14 protein-coding genes and 2 tRNA genes are annotated in these 16,616 nt (G+C 62.0%); 9 read left to right on the top strand and 7 right to left on the bottom strand.

Annotation, left to right across the window (positions count from 1 at the left end; translation table 11 throughout):
• The first annotated feature begins 36 nt into the window (after positions 1-36).
• Positions 37-444, top strand: coding sequence for a DUF2147 domain-containing protein (locus AC2FNS_RS07565; protein WP_496678805.1), 408 nt, complete (start codon positions 37-39; stop codon positions 442-444).
• Between the two features lie 4 nt (positions 445-448).
• Here AC2FNS_RS07565 and hisH read toward each other — a convergent pair whose 3' ends face one another.
• Both hisH and hisB read right to left on the bottom strand, forming a co-directional pair.
• A complete protein-coding gene (gene hisH / locus AC2FNS_RS07560) occupies positions 449-1,087 on the bottom strand; it encodes an imidazole glycerol phosphate synthase subunit HisH (protein WP_496685963.1) in 639 nt (212 codons plus the stop codon).
• Entirely contained in the window at positions 1,088-1,675 is a 588-nt protein-coding gene (gene hisB, locus AC2FNS_RS07555; protein ID WP_496711506.1) for an imidazoleglycerol-phosphate dehydratase HisB, read from the bottom strand.
• Between the two features lie 155 nt (positions 1,676-1,830).
• Here hisB and AC2FNS_RS07550 point away from each other — a divergent pair, with 155 nt between their 5' ends.
• Entirely contained in the window at positions 1,831-2,070 is a 240-nt protein-coding gene (locus AC2FNS_RS07550; RefSeq protein ID WP_149774720.1) for an Lrp/AsnC ligand binding domain-containing protein, read from the top strand.
• A gap of 70 nt (positions 2,071-2,140) precedes the next feature.
• Here AC2FNS_RS07550 and AC2FNS_RS07545 read toward each other — a convergent pair.
• Positions 2,141-2,215 (bottom strand) — tRNA-Gly (locus AC2FNS_RS07545).
• A gap of 34 nt (positions 2,216-2,249) precedes the next feature.
• Positions 2,250-2,324 (bottom strand) — tRNA-Gly (locus AC2FNS_RS07540).
• Between the two features lie 413 nt (positions 2,325-2,737).
• Here AC2FNS_RS07540 and AC2FNS_RS07535 point away from each other — a divergent pair.
• Positions 2,738-3,718 (top strand): hypothetical protein, encoded by a 981-nt coding sequence (locus tag AC2FNS_RS07535; protein WP_496797404.1) that lies wholly within the window; start codon positions 2,738-2,740, stop codon positions 3,716-3,718.
• A gap of 58 nt (positions 3,719-3,776) precedes the next feature.
• Here the strand turns inward: AC2FNS_RS07535 and AC2FNS_RS07530 are convergent, their stop codons facing one another.
• Entirely contained in the window at positions 3,777-7,214 is a 3,438-nt protein-coding gene (locus tag AC2FNS_RS07530) for a pyruvate carboxylase (protein ID WP_496711504.1), read from the bottom strand.
• A 120-nt stretch (positions 7,215-7,334) separates the two neighbouring features.
• Positions 7,335-8,495, bottom strand: coding sequence for an alpha-hydroxy acid oxidase (locus AC2FNS_RS07525; RefSeq protein ID WP_496711503.1), 1,161 nt, complete (start codon positions 8,493-8,495; stop codon positions 7,335-7,337).
• A 161-nt stretch (positions 8,496-8,656) separates the two neighbouring features.
• Between AC2FNS_RS07525 and AC2FNS_RS07520 the strand changes: the two genes are divergently transcribed.
• Entirely contained in the window at positions 8,657-11,290 is a 2,634-nt protein-coding gene (locus tag AC2FNS_RS07520) for an ATP-dependent helicase (RefSeq protein ID WP_496711502.1), read from the top strand.
• Between the two features lie 514 nt (positions 11,291-11,804).
• Here the strand turns inward: AC2FNS_RS07520 and AC2FNS_RS07515 are convergent.
• Positions 11,805-12,029 (bottom strand): DUF1127 domain-containing protein, encoded by a 225-nt coding sequence (locus tag AC2FNS_RS07515; protein ID WP_496685980.1) that lies wholly within the window; start codon positions 12,027-12,029, stop codon positions 11,805-11,807.
• Positions 12,030-12,188: 159 nt separating this feature from the next.
• Between AC2FNS_RS07515 and AC2FNS_RS07510 the strand changes: the two genes are divergently transcribed.
• The 5 genes from AC2FNS_RS07510 to AC2FNS_RS07490 all read left to right on the top strand — a co-directional run bounded on the left by AC2FNS_RS07510 (position 12,189) and on the right by AC2FNS_RS07490 (position 16,595).
• A complete protein-coding gene (locus AC2FNS_RS07510) occupies positions 12,189-12,554 on the top strand; it encodes a hypothetical protein (protein ID WP_496711501.1) in 366 nt (121 codons plus the stop codon).
• 388 nt (positions 12,555-12,942) lie between these two features.
• Positions 12,943-13,446, top strand: coding sequence for a division/cell wall cluster transcriptional repressor MraZ (gene mraZ, locus AC2FNS_RS07505; RefSeq protein WP_496711500.1), 504 nt, complete (start codon positions 12,943-12,945; stop codon positions 13,444-13,446).
• 4 nt (positions 13,447-13,450) lie between these two features.
• Positions 13,451-14,446: a 16S rRNA (cytosine(1402)-N(4))-methyltransferase RsmH gene (rsmH, locus tag AC2FNS_RS07500; RefSeq protein ID WP_496711521.1), complete on the top strand. Its 996-nt coding sequence runs from the start codon at positions 13,451-13,453 to the stop codon at positions 14,444-14,446.
• Positions 14,443-14,811 (top strand): cell division protein FtsL, encoded by a 369-nt coding sequence (ftsL, locus tag AC2FNS_RS07495; RefSeq protein WP_496685989.1) that lies wholly within the window; start codon positions 14,443-14,445, stop codon positions 14,809-14,811. Before rsmH ends, ftsL begins: the two co-directional genes overlap by 4 nt.
• Positions 14,808-16,595: a peptidoglycan D,D-transpeptidase FtsI family protein gene (locus tag AC2FNS_RS07490; RefSeq protein ID WP_496678824.1), complete on the top strand. Its 1,788-nt coding sequence runs from the start codon at positions 14,808-14,810 to the stop codon at positions 16,593-16,595. The genes ftsL and AC2FNS_RS07490 overlap by 4 nt, the downstream gene beginning before the upstream one ends.
• Positions 16,596-16,616: the final 21 nt, after the last annotated feature.

The following is a 16,616-nucleotide window of genomic DNA, read 5'->3' as shown; positions in this document are numbered from 1 at the left end:
CGGCGGTCAGACTGCCTGCAAAACAGGGAGGACACCATGAACAAACTTGCTCTGGCCGCTGCTGCGGCGCTGGTCACCATGGCCACTGGCGCACGTGCCGATGACCCGGTCGACGGGCTTTGGAAAACCCAGCCGGGGGATACCGGCGGATATCTGCACGTTTCGATCAGCCCTTGCGGCAGCGCCGTTTGCGGCATCATCGACAGCGCGTTCGACAAGGACGGAAACCAGCAGCTGGATTATGAGAACCTGGGCAAGAACATCATCTGGGACATGGTCGCGGATGGCGGAGGCAGCTACAGCGGCGGCAAGATCTGGGCACCGGACCGGGACAAGACCTACAACTCCAAGATGTCGCTGGACGGTCAGAACAAGCTGACGGTCAAGGGTTGCGTTGCGGGCGGCCTGATCTGTCGCGGCCAGGCCTGGACCCGCGTGCAGTAACCGGTCAGGGGGCCCAAGTCAGGAAGTTTCCGATCATCCTCAGGCCCACATCCTGGCTTTTTTCAGGGTGAAACTGCATCCCGATCATCGTGTCGCGGCCGATTACGGCCGTGACCGGCCCGCCATAGTCCACATGGGCCAGACGCTGCGCCGGATTGGCGACGCGGAAATGGTAGGAGTGGACGAAATAGACGTGATCGCCTGAGTTGACGCCGTCGAACACCGGGTGCTCGCTCTCGATCACCAGATCGTTCCACCCCATATGCGGAACTTTAAGCGCTCGGTCCGTGGGCTCGATCCGCACCACGTCTCCGGTCACCCAATTCAGGCCTGGCGTGTCGGTATATTCGCGGCCCGTGGTCGCCATCAGCTGCATGCCGACGCAGATACCTAGGAATGGGCGGCCTTTCTGCTCGACCGCTTCGACCATCGCATCGTGGATGCCCTTGTGCCCGCGCAGCTCGGCCGCGCAGGCGGGAAAGGCGCCGTCGCCGGGCAGCACCAGCCGATCGGCGCGCGCCACCACATCGGCGTCCGAAGTCACGACGACCTCGCCCGCGTCCAGCTCGCGCGCCATGCGTTGAAACGCCTTTTCCGCCGAGTGCAGGTTGCCGCTTTCGTAGTCGATGATCGCGGTCAGCATCTAGAGCGCGCCCTTGGTGGATGGAATCGCATCCCCCTTGCGCGGATCGGTCTCGACCGCTTGGCGCAGGGCGCGGGCGACGGCCTTGAACGCCGCCTCGGCGATGTGGTGACTGTTGAGGCCGTGCAACTGGTCGATATGGAGGGTGATGCCGCCATGGGTGGCCAGCGCCTGAAAGAACTCGCGCACCAACTCGGTGTCGAAACTGCCGATCTTGGGTGTCGGCAGGTCCACGTTCCAAACCAGAAACGGTCGGCCCGACAGGTCCAGCGCGCAGCGCACCTGCGCGTCATCCATCGGCAGGTGGCACTCGCCATACCGCCGGATGCCTTTCTTGTCCCCCAGCGCCTGCGTCAGCGCCTGACCCAGCGCGATGCCGGTGTCTTCGACGGTGTGGTGGTCGTCGATGTGATAGTCGCCCTTGGCCCGGATCGTCATGTCGATCAGGGAATGCCGCGCCAACTGGTCCAGCATGTGATCGAAGAACCCCACGCCGGTCTGGTTGTCATAGGTGCCGGTGCCGTCGAGGTTGACCTCGACCGAAATCGCGGTCTCGGCGGTCGTGCGGCTGATCGAAGCTGTGCGCATTGGCGAAATCCTCTTGCTACAGGGGCGCTTATAGACGGGGACGGGCGGGGGATTCCAGTCAGATCGTTTCGGTCGCGGCCAACTGTTGCAAGGGATTGCACCCGGCTGCCCGGCGTGCCAGCTTGCGCGCAAGGAAACAAACAAGGTCATTGCAAATGTCCACCTGCGTCTTCATCCAGATCCGCTGCAAACCCGGCACCACCTACAAGGTCGCCGAAGAAATCGCGCTGCGCGAGATTCATTCGGAGCTGTATTCGACCAGCGGAGAATGGGACTTGCTGCTCAAGCTCTACATCCCCAAGGACCAGGACGTGGGGCATTTCATCAACGAACGGCTGCTGGACATTCCCAACATCGAACGGTCGCTGACCACGATGACGTTCAAGGCGTTCTGAAAACGCACACCGATCCGGCCTATATGCGGCTGGGTCGGACCCGACTATGTGTTCGGAAAAAGCTGACATCTGGAGCGGGCGATGAGATTCGAACTCACGACCCTTACCTTGGCAAGGTAATGCTCTACCCCTGAGCTACGCCCGCAAACAGATATCTTGTATGACCTTTCGGTCCTCGTTGGAGCGGGCGATGAGATTCGAACTCACGACCCTTACCTTGGCAAGGTAATGCTCTACCCCTGAGCTACGCCCGCGCCGTCGAGTGAGGCGTGAACTATAAATTCTGGCGGAAAGCTGCAAGAGGAAAAACGCACGAAAACCGAAAAAATTTTCCGACGGAACAGCGCCGCGCGGCCGTTCAAAACCTGAAACACCCGGCTGAGACGATAGTGGAGGCGAAATGAGGGGCAGGGTCGAGAATTTGAAGCTTGTGGCCTTGGCAGGCGCAATCCTGCTGGCGTTGATGGCCGGTCAGCCGGACAAACACCGCCAAGAGCACAGGGAGTCAATGGTTGTGATGCAAGTCCGGACACTGGCGTCCAACGGCTGACAGGGTTTCGTCGTCAGACTTTTGCCACTTTCTAAATTTAGTGTATTCGTTAATCTCTATTTGTCCGCAATCCGTGTCGTGATGCGTTCGTCCCGGATAGCTCGGAAGGAGTTAGTGATGCATAAGATTTCTTCAATTTCGCGGGTCGTGGCGACATCGATATTGCTGGCCGGGGCGGTCGGCTTCGTTGCGGTTGTGGCCACGCCTGACATTGCGATTGCCAAGAACGGAAATGGCAACGGCAACGGTGGGGGCAAAGGCGGCGGCAACGATGGCGGCAACGGCAAAGGAGCCGACAAGGCCGGCGACCGCGGAAGCGCCAAGAGCGGCAATTCCGGGCGCAGCAACGCCAGCAAAGGCAAATCGGGTCAGGGCAAAGGTTTCCTGTCCGGATTGGGGCTGTCCAAGCCCAAAACCGAGCGCAAGTCAGCCAAATCGAATAACCGCAGCACCGGGCAGAACGGGTTCGTGGCGAAACTGGACAACCTGTTCAAAGGGAAAAAGAAGGCCGAGATACCGGTCCGGAAGGCAAGAGCCGCGCCCGTGACTACGGTGGTGGAAGAACCCTATGTCAAACCCAGCAAACACGGCAAGATCGCGTCCGAACTCAAGGGATTGAATGCTGCTCATGCCAGCCAGACGGCTTTGATGAACGCGGCCCCGAACAGCATGCCGGGCAAGCTTTACAGCTATCAGCAGAGTATACTTGGTTTCTCTGGCGCGGCCGAGGATCTTGAACAGCGCGAACGGGAATTGGCCGACCTGCAAGGCTTGACCGACTCCGAGATCGAAGACCAGTTCGCGCCGACCGAGGAAGAAGCCGCCGAAGGCATCACCGCGCAGGAAAAGTATGAAGCCGCCGTGGCCGAGGCCGAACAGGCCGTGACCGAGGCCGAAGACGCGCTGGCCGAGGCTGATGATCCGCGAGAGGCGCTGGACACGCTGACCGGCGGCCGCGACCTGTCGGATCCGGCGTTGCATGAACTGCACGACCTGTTGGGCCTGCCTGCGCCGATCGATCAGGAGGACGAGGTTTCGATCGACGACACGCCGGACCAGTTGCCGCAACAGCCCGTCGCGGAAACCAGCGACGGCTGAACGGGTAGAAACGAAAAAAGGCGCGCCGTGGGGCGCGCCTTTTTTGTGACGATACTGGTCACTCCAGTTCGATCAGCAGGTCCTTGGCGTCGATCTGGCCGCCGGGCTGGACATGCACCGCCTTCACGGTGGCGTCGCGCTCGGCATGGATGCCGGTTTCCATTTTCATCGCCTCGATGGTCAGCAGAAGGTCGCCTTCCTTGACTTCCTGGCCTGCGGTCACGGCCACGGTCGACACCACGCCCGGCATTGGTGCGCCGACATGGTTGGCGTTGCCCGGCTCGGCCTTGGGCCGCTGAATGGTCGAGGCCTGGACCATCCGGTTGGGCACCCGGATCACGCGGGGCTGACCGTTCAGTTCGAAGAACACCTTCACCTCACCCTTTTCGTCGGTCTCGCTGATCGCCTGGCACCGGATTTCCAGCGTCTTGCCGGGGTCGATCTCGGCCGAGATCTCCTCGCCCGGCTCCATGCCGTAGAAGAATGTCTTGGTCGGCAGGGTGCGCACCGGGCCATAGATCCGGTGACGGCCCATGTAGTCCAGGAACACCTTGGGATACATGAGGTATCCGTTCAGGTCCTCGTCATCGACCTCCTTGCCCTCCAGTAGTTTCGATAGCTCGGCGCGGGTGGCCTCCAGATCGATCGGCGGCAGGTGTTTGCCGGGGCGCTCGGTATTGGGTTTTTCAACCTTCAACACCTTCTTGACGATCTTCTCCGGGAAGCCGCCCGGTGGCTGGCCCAGGTTCCCGCGCATCATGTCGATGACCGAGTCGGGGAAGGCGACATCGACATCGGGGTCTTCGACCTGCTCACGGGTCAGGCCCTGGCTGACCATCATAAGCGCCATATCGCCCACCACTTTCGAGGACGGCGTCACCTTGACGATGTCGCCGAACATCTGGTTCACGTCCGCATACATCTGCGCCACCTCGTGCCAGCGTTCCTCCAGCCCCATCGACCGCGCCTGCGCCTTGAGGTTGGTGAACTGGCCGCCTGGCATCTCGTGCAGATAGACCTCGGAGGCGGGGGCCTGCAGCCCGGATTCGAAGGCCGCGTATTGGCCGCGCACCGCCTCGAAATAATCGCTGATCTCGCGGATCGCCTTGATGTCCAGCCCGGTGTCGCGGTCGGTGTGGCGCAGGGCCTCGACCACAGTGCCCAGCGTCGCCTGGCTGGTATTGCCCGAGAAGCTGTCCATCGCGCAGTCCACCACGTCCACGCCCGCCTCGCTGGCCGCCAGGATGGTGGCGCTGGCGATGCCGGCGGTGTCGTGGGTGTGGAAATGGATCGGCAGGCCGACCTCTTCTTTCAGTGCGCGGATCAGAACCCGCGCGGCGGCGGGTTTCAAGAGACCGGCCATGTCTTTAAGGCCCAGAACATGGGCACCGGCATCGCGCAGTTCCTTGGCCATGCCGACATAGTATTTCAGGTCATACTTGGCGCGGTTCGGATCAAGTATATCGCCGGTATAGCAGACGGTGCCTTCGCAGATCTTGCCGTTCTCGATCACCGCGTCCATCGCCACGCGCATGTTCTCGACCCAGTTCAGAGAGTCGAACACGCGGAACACGTCGATATTCTTGGCGGCCTGGCGCACGAACTCCTGCACCACGTTGTCGGGATAATTGGTATAGCCCACCCCATTGGCGCCGCGCAGCAGCATCTGGGTCATCAGGTTGGGCATGGCCTCGCGCAGGTCGCGCAGGCGCTGCCACGGGCATTCCTGCAAAAAGCGATAAGCCACGTCGAACGTTGCCCCGCCCCAGCATTCGACAGAGAACAGCTGCGGCAGGTTCGCGGCATAGCTGGGTGCCACGCGGATCATGTCGATCGAGCGCATGCGGGTGGCCAGAAGCGACTGGTGCCCGTCGCGCATGGTGGTGTCGGTGATCAGCAACTGGCGCTGGGCCTTCATCCAGTCGGCCACGGCCTGCGGGCCTTTCTGTTCCAGCAGGTTGCGTGTGCCCATCAGCGGTTCGGCCTTGGGCGCGGGGGGCTTCGGTTCTTTCAGGTCGGCACGCGGGCGCGGGCGATCCTTGGTCTCGGGATGCCCGTTGACCGTGATGTCGGCGATATAGGTCAGAACCTTGGTGCCCCGGTCGCGGCGCTTCTTGAACTGGAACAGCTCGGGCGTCTCGTCGATGAACTTGGTGGTGTATTCGTTCGACAGGAAGGTCGGGTGCTTCAGCAGGTTCTCGACAAAGGCGATGTTGGTTGAAACGCCGCGCACGCGGAACTCGCGCAGGGCGCGGTCCATGCGGGCGATCGCCTTTTCCGGCGTGGGCGCCCAGGCGGTGACCTTGGTTAGCAGCGAGTCGTAATACCGCGTGATCACCCCGCCGGCATAGGCCGTGCCGCCATCCAGCCGGATGCCCATGCCCGTGGCCGAGCGATAGGCCGTGATGCGTCCATAGTCGGGGATGAAGTTGTTGAGCGGATCCTCGGTGGTCACACGGGTCTGCAGCGCGTGGCCGTTGAGGCGAATCTCGTCCTGGCTGGCCTTGCCGGTGGCCTCGGCCAAGGTCTTGCCCTCGGCGATCAGGATCTGCGCCTGCACGATGTCGATGCCGGTGACCTCTTCGGTCACGGTGTGTTCGACCTGGACGCGGGGGTTCACCTCGATGAAGTAGAACTTGCCGGTCTCCATATCCATCAGGAATTCCACCGTACCGGCGCATTCATAGTTCACATGCGCGCAGATGCGGCGGCCCAGGTCGCACAGTTCGACGCGTTGTTCTTCGGTCAGATATGGGGCAGGGGCGCGTTCCACGACCTTCTGGTTGCGGCGCTGGACCGAGCAGTCGCGTTCATACAGGTGATAGATCTGCCCGTGCTTGTCGCCCAGGATCTGCACCTCGACATGGCGGGCGCGAGTGATCATCTTTTCCAGATAGCCCTCACCATTGCCGAACGCGGCCTCGGCCTCGCGGCGGCCTTCCAGAACCTTCTCCTCCAACTCGTCTTCGGAATAGATCGGGCGCATCCCGCGGCCGCCGCCGCCCCAGGACGCCTTGAGCATCAGCGGATAGCCGATCTCGGCCGCTTCCTTGCGGATTGCGTCCATGTCATCGCCCAGCACCTCGGTCGCCGGGATCACCGGCACACCGGCGGCAATCGCCACCTTGCGGGCGCTGGCCTTGTCGCCCAGGGCGCGCATGGTTTCAGCTTTGGGGCCAATGAAGGTGATGCCGTTTTGCACGCAGGCATCCACGAAATCGGGGTTTTCCGACAGCAGGCCATAGCCCGGGTGGATGGCGTCAGCGCCGCTTTCCTTGGCGACGCGGATGATCTCGTCGATCGACAGATAGGCCGCGACCGGGCCCAGACCCTCGCCGATGCGATACGCCTCGTCCGCCTTGAACCGGTGCAGGCCCAGCTTGTCCTCCTCGGCATAGACGGCAACGGTGCGTTTGCCCATCTCGTTCGCGGCGCGCATTACGCGAATGGCAATCTCACCCCTGTTGGCGATCAGGATTTTCTTGAAGTCAGTCATGGCAAGTCCCGGTCTTTTGCATTTGGCCGTGTTAATAGACCGAGTTTGCACGCAGATATATCTGTAGTTCTGGGTAGAACCGGCATGTTATCGCTCGCAAACGCCGCCTATTGCGGCGTTTTATGGCACGTGCTGCATCGCGGCATCAATGTTTGCGGTAACATCCGGAAGATCTTTTAGCGTTGCGGCGCCCAATTGTCCCATATTTGCAAGCATATCCTGCCGCAGAATGTCGATGACATGGGCCGGGCCGCGCGCGCCCAATGCTGCAACGCCATAGAGGAAAGCCCGCCCCAGCATGACCAGATCGGCGCCCAAGGCGCGCGCCCGCAGAATATCCAGCCCGCCCGAAACGCCGCCGTCGAAGATCAGCGGCAGGTCGGTCGCAGCGCGGATTGCGGGCAGCATGTCGATGCTGGCCGGCGCGCCATCGAACTGGCGGCCACCGTGATTCGACACCCACAGAGCGTCGATCCCGGCCTTCTTCAGCCGCTCGGCATCATCGGGGCGCAGCACGCCCTTTATGATGAGCGGCCCCTGCCAGTGGTCGCGCAACCACTTGACATAATCCATGCCCGGAGAGGTCCTGAGCAGGTATCCGATATGCGCCGTGGGCGGCAGGTTGGCGGTGCCGTCGATATATTTGTCCAGCGTGCGCATCCGGGGCTTGCCGTGACGCGCCATGCCCCAGGCCCAAGCCGGGCGGGCGGCGATCTGCGCCAGCAGGCGCGGCGTCAGGCGCGGCGGATGGGTCAGGCCCGAGCGGGTCTGCCGTTCCCGGCGCGAGGCCACGGGCACATCGACCGTCAGCACAAGAGTGCCGAACCCGGCGGACCGGGCGCGGTTCAGCAGGTCGGTACGAATCTCGGGGTCCTTGGGCGGGTACAATTGGAACCAGGCGTCTGGGCCGATATGCGGGGCCATGTCCTCGGGGCTTTGGCTGGCGACAGTGGACAGAACATAGGGAATGCCCGCCTGCGCGGCGGCGCGGGCCATCAGCGCTTCGGCCCCAGGCCAGACCAGCCCGCACATCCCGATCGGAGCCATGCCGAAGGGCAGGGGGTAGTCGCGCCCCGAAAAGCGGGTGCCGGTGTCGAATTCCAGCGGGCCTTTCAGGATGGCGGGCAGAAACCCGATGCGGTCCAGCGCCGCCCGGTTGCGTCTGAGCGCGGTCTCAGCCCCGGTGCCGCTGTCGACATAGTCCCAGACAAAGCGCGGCAGCCGACGGCGTGCGCGGCGCTTCAGATCCTCGATCCCCGGATAGGTGCTGTGCAGGTCCATGTCGATTGATCCGACCTGAGGCCCGATTCGGCAAGGGTTTCAGACAGATGCACCCCAAGCCCCGCAGCAATGCAGCCATCGGGTGGAAAATCTGAAAGATCGTGCGAACAAGCCGTGAACAAACCCTTTCCCTCGGCGCGCTTCCGGCTTAGTTTGGGCGCATGAGCAGTTTCGATGAAAATGACGCCTTCGAAGGCGCTTCGCTGTCGGCCCGCGCCATGGCCGCGCTTCGGCCCGAGGCGGACTACTTGAATGAATTGAACCCGGCCCAGCGCGAGGCGGTCGAGCTATTGGATGGCCCAATCCTGATGCTGGCCGGGGCGGGCACCGGCAAGACCAAGGCCCTGACCACCCGCATCGCACATCTGCTGAACACCGGGCGGGCCCGCCCGAACGAGATTCTGGCCGTAACCTTCACCAACAAGGCCGCGCGCGAGATGAAGGAACGGGTCGGCCGCCTGCTGGGCCAGCCCGCCGAGGGAATGCCGTGGCTGGGCACCTTCCACTCGATCTGTGTCAAGCTGCTGCGCCGCCATGCGGAACTGGCGGGGCTGAAGTCGAACTTCACCATTCTGGATACCGACGATCAGCTGCGCCTGCTCAAGCAGCTGGTGCAGGCGGCGAACATCGACGACAAGCGCTGGCCCGCGCGGATGCTGGCCGGCATCATCGACGACTGGAAGAACCGTGCCCTGACGCCCGACAAGGTCCCCACCGCCGATGCCGGGGCCTACAACAACAAGGGCGTCGAGCTTTATGCCCAATACCAGACCCGCCTGCGTGAGCTGAACGCAGTGGATTTTGGCGACCTGCTGTTGCACATGGTCACCATCTTCCAGACCCACGCGGACGTGCTGGAGCAATACCAGCGCTGGTTTCGCTACATCCTCGTGGACGAATACCAGGACACCAACATCGCCCAATACCTGTGGCTGCGGCTGCTGGCGGGCGGGCACAAGAACATCTGCTGCGTGGGCGACGACGACCAGTCGATCTATGGCTGGCGCGGGGCCGAGGTGGGCAACATCCTGCGGTTCGAAAAGGACTTTCCCGGCGCCCATGTGGTGCGGCTGGAACAGAACTACCGCTCGACCCCGCACATTCTGGCTGCCGCCTCGAACGTCATTCGCGGCAATGAAAGCCGTCTGGGCAAGGAGTTGTGGACTGCTGCAAAAAACGGCGAAAAGGTCCGACTGATCGGCCATTGGGATGGCGAAGAAGAGGCCCGCTGGATCGGAGAACAGATCGAAGACCTCGTTAGTGGAAATTCTTCAATAGCTAAACGCAGGCAAAACTCTCGATCAGAACAAATGATGAGGGAAGTGGAGCGTCTTGATGAGCTGGGTGCACTGCGAAAGCTAAATAGCAGAGAGCAGGTACTTGAGCAGTTAAAGGAGCACGACAGCTTCTTTGCGGACGAAGGCTTTTGGGCGGAAGAAAACAACAAGGACCTCGTTTGGGAATTAACAATGCGGAAACGGGAAGGGCTTTCTTTGGAGGAGCCTTTCCAAAAATTTGATCTCGATGAAATCGCCATCCTCGTGCGCGCCAGCCACCAGATGCGCGCCTTCGAGGACCGATTCCTGACCATCGGCCTGCCCTACAAGGTGATCGGCGGCCCGCGATTCTATGAACGAATGGAGATCCGGGATGCCATGGCCTATTTCCGGCTGGTGGTTTCCCCCGAGGACGATCTGGCCTTCGAGCGGATCGTGAACACCCCCAAGCGCGGCCTGGGCGACAAGGCGCAGCAGACGATCCAGCGTACCGCGCGCGAACATGGCGTGTCACTGGTTCAGGGCGCGCGGATGGCGGTGGAACAAGGGCTGATCAAGGGCAAGGGCGCCGCTGCCCTGCGCGAACTGGTCGACGGGCTGGCGCGCTGGAACGCGATGACCCGCGGCCCGCGGATCGAGATCGAGGATGATGCGGTCATCGACGACGGCACTGCACCTGTTCGCTACGGCCCGCCCGAGGTGTCGCATATCGAACTGGCGCAGATCGTGCTGGACGAATCCGGCTATACCGCGCACTGGCAGAACGACAAGACACCCGAGGCGCCGGGCCGGCTGGAAAACCTCAAGGAACTGGTCAACCAGCTGGACAATTTCGAGAATCTGCAAGGCTTCCTGGAACATGTCAGCCTGGTAATGGACAACGAACAGGACAGCGGTGGGCCCAAGGTCTCGATCATGACCCTGCACGCAGCCAAGGGGCTGGAGTTTCCGGCCGTGTTCCTGCCGGGGTGGGAGGACGGGCTGTTCCCCTCGCAACGGTCGATGGACGAATCCGGTCTCAAGGGGCTCGAGGAAGAACGGCGGTTGGCCTACGTCGGCATCACCCGCGCCGAAGAGGTCTGCACCATTTCCTTCGCCGCCAACCGGCGCGTGTTCGGGCAATGGCAGAACGCGATGCCCTCGCGCTTCATCGACGAGTTGCCCGAGGATCATGTCGAGGTGCTAACGCCTCCGGGCCTCTATGGCGGCGGTCAGATGTCGGCAGGCATCGAAACGCGCGCGGCGCAGGCCAACGTCTACAACTCGCCCGGCTGGAAACGGATGCAGGCGCGGCAGGGCCAATACGGCATGTCGCAGCCGCGCGAATCCCGCGACACCGTGATCGACGTGACGGCCGTGGCCAGCTTCACGCTGGGCGAGCGGGTGTTCCACCAGAAGTTCGGCTATGGCGGCGTGGTCGGGATCGAGGGGGACAAGGTTGAGGTCGAGTTCGACAAGGCCGGGACAAAGAAGGTCGTCGCCCGCTTCCTGACCGCCAAGGACGACGTGCCGTTCTGATCCAGCGGAATGTGCCTGCCGGCACATGCTAGATTTGTTGTTTTGCGCCCGGGCATGCCCGTGGCGCCTTTTTCATGCCCGAAATAAAAAACGGCGGTTCCCAGGGAGGAGGAGGGGAACCGCCGTTCTTGGCAACATCAGAGCAGGGAGGAGGAGAGCCCTGATGCATCCGAACCCGGGTTTTGCCCGGTATCTGAAGCGCGCGGTGACACCAGGGAGGAGGAGGGGTGCCACCGCGCTCTTTTCACATCGGGAAGGGAGGAGGAGAACCCGATGCATCCGTTCCCGGGTCTTGCCCGGTATCTCGAAGTGCGCGGCGACGTCAGGGAGGAGGAGGACGCCGCCGCGCGCTTTCAACATCAGGGCAGGGAGGAGGAGAGCCCCGATGTATCGGCTTCCGGCAGGTTGGGGCCGGTATAGGGTGCGGCAGCACCAGGGAGGAGGAGAGATGCTGCCGCTGAAATACAGGTCCTATGGGAGGAGGAGTGGACCTGATCTCGGTATTTCGTTGCGCTCAGCGCGCGTACTGTTCCTCGGCGGCCTGCATGGCCAGGCGACGGATCATCGAGCGGTGCAGGCCCAGGTCGGCCAGTTCGCGATCCGACAGCTCGGACAGTTCGTTCAGAGTCTGGCGGTACAGGCGGTACCGTGCGAAACGGGTTTTTGCAGCTTCGATCAGCGACGCGAAGCGGAATGCCGAGGCGCTTTTGACTGCGCTGTTGGTGGATGCGACTGCCATGTTCGTTACCTAATCCGTTTGAGTGACTGCCGCGTGTCCACGGCGTTTTCTTGAAACCGAAAATAAGCGAATGCTGCGGGTGCACAATACCGAGCACCCTCAATGCCGCTATGCAGCAAATGCATAGATTGACGGGAGAATCCTCACTGCAGCCCAAAGATGCCAATAAAATATGGGTTTTTCGCAGATGCCCTGTGTGTGTCACGACGTGGGGCAAAAGCCGCCTTGTCAATTTTGCCAAAAATTTACGCGCGAAAAGTTGAGATTTCAGCGTTCTTGAGATGCCTTGAACTCGGGCAGGCCACATCAATGGGTGTGCATGGGATCAAACGGGAGATGCGGGATTTCGTGGGATCGACCTGGAAAACGGCTTGGTCTGCCGGGCTGAGAGGCGCAGTGATTCGGGTCGATCAGGGAGATTTCGCTAAAAAATCCGGTTTTGGTGATGAGCATCCGAAAAAAGTTGGGAATTCATGGGAAAAAGTCTTCAGTGAAGAAATGGTCTATATATTGTGTGCGTTTTGAAGATAGCTACAACTAGCGGTGCAAATGAGCTGTTTGTAGATTGGCGGAATGAGTGGTATTCCAGTGTGGATCTGGATTCGGGGAAAATTTCTCATTGATTTCCATGAATTCCCATGGCATCCCTTATTCATCCGATGAGGACGAGGCACATGGGGCGCCAAACGACCCCGAACCAAATAACAAACAGGTTTCATACAGGCATCTCGCTTTCATCACTCAACAGATCCGGCGCGCGGGCGAGCAGACATCCCCCCAGGTGGCGCGCGCAGCTGGACATCCCGCAAAGCGGGTCAATGCGGCGGGTTGATCAGTGGCAGCAGATCAACCCGCCGTTTTTCATCCGGGGGATGCGATTTTTGGTGGGGCGCAAGCGAAAGGGACAGTCGTCTTGGCGCGCAGGTTCAGAGGTGAAAGCCACCACAAGGTGGACGCGAAGGGCAGGGTGTCGATCCCGGCCTCATTTCGCCGCGTGCTCGAGGCCTCGGACCCCAACTGGCAGCCCGGCGGCAATCCCGAACTGGTGATCGTCTATGGCGACCATCGCCGTAAATACCTTGAATGCTATACGATGGAGGCGATCGACGAGGTCGATGCCAAGATCGACGCGCTGCCGCGCGGTTCGATGCAGCGAAAGATGTTGCAGCGCCTGTTCCACGGACAGTCCTTCCCGACCACAGTCGATGAAACCGGACGCCTTGTTCTGCCGGCCAAGCTGCGCAACAAGATCGGGCTTGAGGGCGAGGCGTTCTTCATCGCCGCGGGCGACACGTTCCAGATCTGGAAGCCTGAGACTTACGAGGCGGAGGAACTGGCCGCTACCGAAGAATGGCTGGACGACCTGCCCGAGGATTTCGATCCGATGCAGTTACTTGATGGCATCGAAGGTGCGTGACGGCATGGCCGGCGCGGATCACACTCCCAGCGACAAGCCCCATATTCCCGTTCTGCTGCGCCCCTTGCTGGACGCGGTCCAGCCGGTTTCGGGCACTTGGCTGGATGGTACCTTTGGTGCGGGCGGATACACGCGAGGGCTGCTTGAGGCCGGCGCCGACAAGGTGATCGGTGTCGATCGGGACCCCTTGGCGTTTGAAATGGCGGCGGATTGGGCAGCGGAATATGGCGACCGGCTGGTGATGCAGCCGGGTGTTTTCTCTCGAATGGATGAATATGCCAGCGACCTTGACGGCGTGGTGCTGGATCTCGGCGTCTCGTCCATGCAGCTGGACCAGGCCGAGCGTGGCTTTTCCTTCATGAAGGACGGCCCGCTGGACATGCGCATGAGTCAGGAGGGCGAAAGCGCAGCCGATCTGGTCAACACCGCCACCGAGACGCAACTGGCCGACATCCTGTTCCACTATGGCGAAGAGCGCGCCAGCCGTCGCATCGCGCGCGCCATCGTCAAAGCCCGTGCCGAGGCACCCATCACCACCACCCTGCGTCTGGCCGAAATCGTCGAATCCTGTCTGCCGCGCGCCAAACCCGGGCAGTCCCACCCGGCCACGCGGTCATTCCAGGCGCTGCGCATTGCGGTGAATGCCGAATACGAGGAACTGTTTCAGGGCCTGATGGCCGCCGAGCGAGCGTTAAAGTCGGGCGGGCAACTGGCCGTTGTCACCTTCCACTCGGTCGAGGACCGCATGGTCAAACGTTTTTTTCAATCGCGCGCGGGCAAGACCGGCCGTGCCAACCGCTATGCGCCCGAGATCCGGCAGGATCAGCCGCAATTCACGTTGAAGACCCGCAAGGCCATCGGCCCCGATGCGCAGGAGTTGCAGGACAACCCGCGCGCACGCTCGGCCAAGTTGCGGGTTGCTGTTCGTACCGATGCTCCGGCGGGGGAAATTGATGCCCGCGCCATCGGCATGCCCATAATCGGGGGAAAGGCAAGATGAAGAGTATTCTGTTTGCGTTGACTGCCTTGGGCGTTTTCGGGTTGGCCCTGTGGGCCTATCAGGAAAACTACCGCACCCAGCAAGTATTGAAGGAAACCCAGTCCTTGCAGCGCCAGATCGGCGCGGCGCAGGCGCGACTGGCAATATTGCAGGCCGAATGGGCCTATCTGAATCGCCCCGACCGCCTGCGTGAATTGGCCGACTTGAATTTCGAGCGTCTGGGCCTGCTGCCGCTGCGCGCCGAGCAATTCGGGCGCGCCGACCAGATCGCCTATGCCGAGGATCCCGACCTACCCATCGCCGACCCGATCGAACTGCAGGCGATCACCGACACTCAGGCCCTGGGCGAGGTGCAAATCCCATGACACGCACACCCCTCCGCCCGCTTGCCCGCATCCTTGAGGCCCGCGCCCGCGGTGAAAACCCCAAGGTGATCGAGCGCGAGAACATCCGCCGCCGCCATGAAGAGATGAAAGACCGCGCCCGCGCCCGCGCCGAGGGGCGGTTGTTGGTTCTGGGCGTGTTCTTCTTTTTGGCCTTCGGTGTCGTGGGGTTCCGCATGGGCGTTTTGGCCACGTCCGAGGCGCAGGAACCCGTCGCCAGCGCCCCCGGCGCCTCGATCGCGATGCAGCGGGCCAATATCGTCGACCGGCACGGGCGGATCCTGGCCACCAATCTGGATACCTATTCCGTTTATGCCCAGCCGCCGCTGATGATCGACCCGATCGGCGCCGCGGAAAAGCTGGCCGCGATCTTTCCCGATCTGGACAAGGACCGCCTGATCAAGGACTTCACCGGCAAGCGCAAATTCCTCTGGATCAAGAAACGCATCTCACCGGAACAAAAGCAGGCAGTTCATGACATCGGCGATCCGGGGATCCTGTTCGGCCCGCGCGAGATGCGGCTCTATCCCAACGGCCGGCTGGCCGCGCATATCCTGGGCGGGTCGGGCTTTGGGCGCGAAGGCGTCTCGGCTGCCGAGGTGATCGGTGTGGCCGGGGTGGAAAAACAGTTCGATGACTATCTGCGCGACCCGGCCAACGGCAACAAACCGCTACAGCTGTCGCTGGACCTGACCGTTCAGGCGGCGGTGGAACAAGTTCTGGACGGCGGCATGAAGATCATGAACGCCAAGGGCGCTTCGGCCGTGCTGATGAACGCCCATACCGGCGAAGTGATCGCTGCTGCGTCGCTGCCATCGTTCGACCCGAACGACCGTCCGCGCCCGCCGACCTCGGGGTTCGATCCTTCGGACAGCCCGCTGTTCAACCGCTATGTGCAGGGTGTTTACGAGCTGGGCTCGGTTTTCAAGATCTTCACTGCCGCGCAAGCGGTCGATCTGGGTCTGGTCAATGCCGACACGATCATCGACACCTCCGGTCCGATGAAAATCGGGCGTTTCCCGATCGGCGAATTCAACGGCAAGAATTACGGCAAGATCAGCGTCGCCGATGTGATCGTGCACAGTTCGAACCGCGGCACGGGGCGGTTGGCGCTGCAGATCGGTGCCGAGCGCCAGCAACAGTTCCTGGACGCGCTGGGCATGTTCGACCCCACGCCGTTCGAGATCGTCGAGGCCAAGGGCGGTGTACCGCTCAAGCCCAAGAAATGGGGTGAACTGAGCACCGTCACCATTTCCTACGGCCACGGCCTGTCGACCAGCGCGATGCATCTGGCGGCGGGCTATGCCGCAATCGCCAATGGCGGGCATTATGTCAGCCCCACGATCCTGCGCCGCAATGGGCCGCAATACGGGCCGCGCGTGATGTCGGAAAATGCCGCACAGCAATCGCTGATGATGCTGCGCAGGGTGGTAACGGACGGAACCGCCAGCTTTGGTGACGTGCCGGGTTATGCCGTGGCCGGGAAAACCGGAACCGCCGACAAGCCCAAGCCGCGCGGCGGTTACTATGATGACAAGGTGATCGCTACCTTCGCCTCGGTCTTTCCGGCCTATGATCCGAAATATGTACTGATCGTTGCGCTGGATGAACCGTCGATCCTGGCCTACGGCGAAAAGCGCCGCACGGCAGGCTGGACGGCGGTGCCCGTGGCGGCCGAGCTGATCGGCCGCATCGCGCCGCTGCTGGGCTTGCGTCCGCGGCTTGAGCCTGAGGATCGCGCTGCTATAACGCTGACCTCGAATTAGGCAGTCCGACAGAGGTGGGTC

The sequence above is a fragment of the Ruegeria sp. BHSA191 genome, from assembly GCF_059613325.1.
Note: the sequence above shows the minus strand (reverse complement) of the source record. Positions and strands in the feature narration are given on the sequence as shown.

Excerpts from the sequence above, each read along its gene's own strand:
- AC2FNS_RS07565 (WP_496678805.1), top strand. The coding sequence starts at position 37 with ATGAACAAACTTGCTCTGGCCGCTGCTGCGGCGCTGGTCACCATGGCC.
- hisH (WP_496685963.1), bottom strand. The coding sequence starts at position 1,087 with ATGCTGACCGCGATCATCGACTACGAAAGCGGCAACCTGCACTCGGCG.
- hisB (WP_496711506.1), bottom strand. The coding sequence starts at position 1,675 with ATGCGCACAGCTTCGATCAGCCGCACGACCGCCGAGACCGCGATTTCG.
- AC2FNS_RS07550 (WP_149774720.1), top strand. The coding sequence starts at position 1,831 with ATGTCCACCTGCGTCTTCATCCAGATCCGCTGCAAACCCGGCACCACC.
- AC2FNS_RS07535 (WP_496797404.1), top strand. The coding sequence starts at position 2,738 with ATGCATAAGATTTCTTCAATTTCGCGGGTCGTGGCGACATCGATATTG.
- AC2FNS_RS07530 (WP_496711504.1), bottom strand. The coding sequence starts at position 7,214 with ATGACTGACTTCAAGAAAATCCTGATCGCCAACAGGGGTGAGATTGCC.
- AC2FNS_RS07525 (WP_496711503.1), bottom strand. The coding sequence starts at position 8,495 with ATGGACCTGCACAGCACCTATCCGGGGATCGAGGATCTGAAGCGCCGC.
- AC2FNS_RS07520 (WP_496711502.1), top strand. The coding sequence starts at position 8,657 with ATGAGCAGTTTCGATGAAAATGACGCCTTCGAAGGCGCTTCGCTGTCG.
- AC2FNS_RS07515 (WP_496685980.1), bottom strand. The coding sequence starts at position 12,029 with ATGGCAGTCGCATCCACCAACAGCGCAGTCAAAAGCGCCTCGGCATTC.
- AC2FNS_RS07510 (WP_496711501.1), top strand. The coding sequence starts at position 12,189 with ATGCCAATAAAATATGGGTTTTTCGCAGATGCCCTGTGTGTGTCACGA.
- rsmH (WP_496711521.1), top strand. The coding sequence starts at position 13,451 with ATGGCCGGCGCGGATCACACTCCCAGCGACAAGCCCCATATTCCCGTT.
- ftsL (WP_496685989.1), top strand. The coding sequence starts at position 14,443 with ATGAAGAGTATTCTGTTTGCGTTGACTGCCTTGGGCGTTTTCGGGTTG.
- AC2FNS_RS07490 (WP_496678824.1), top strand. The coding sequence starts at position 14,808 with ATGACACGCACACCCCTCCGCCCGCTTGCCCGCATCCTTGAGGCCCGC.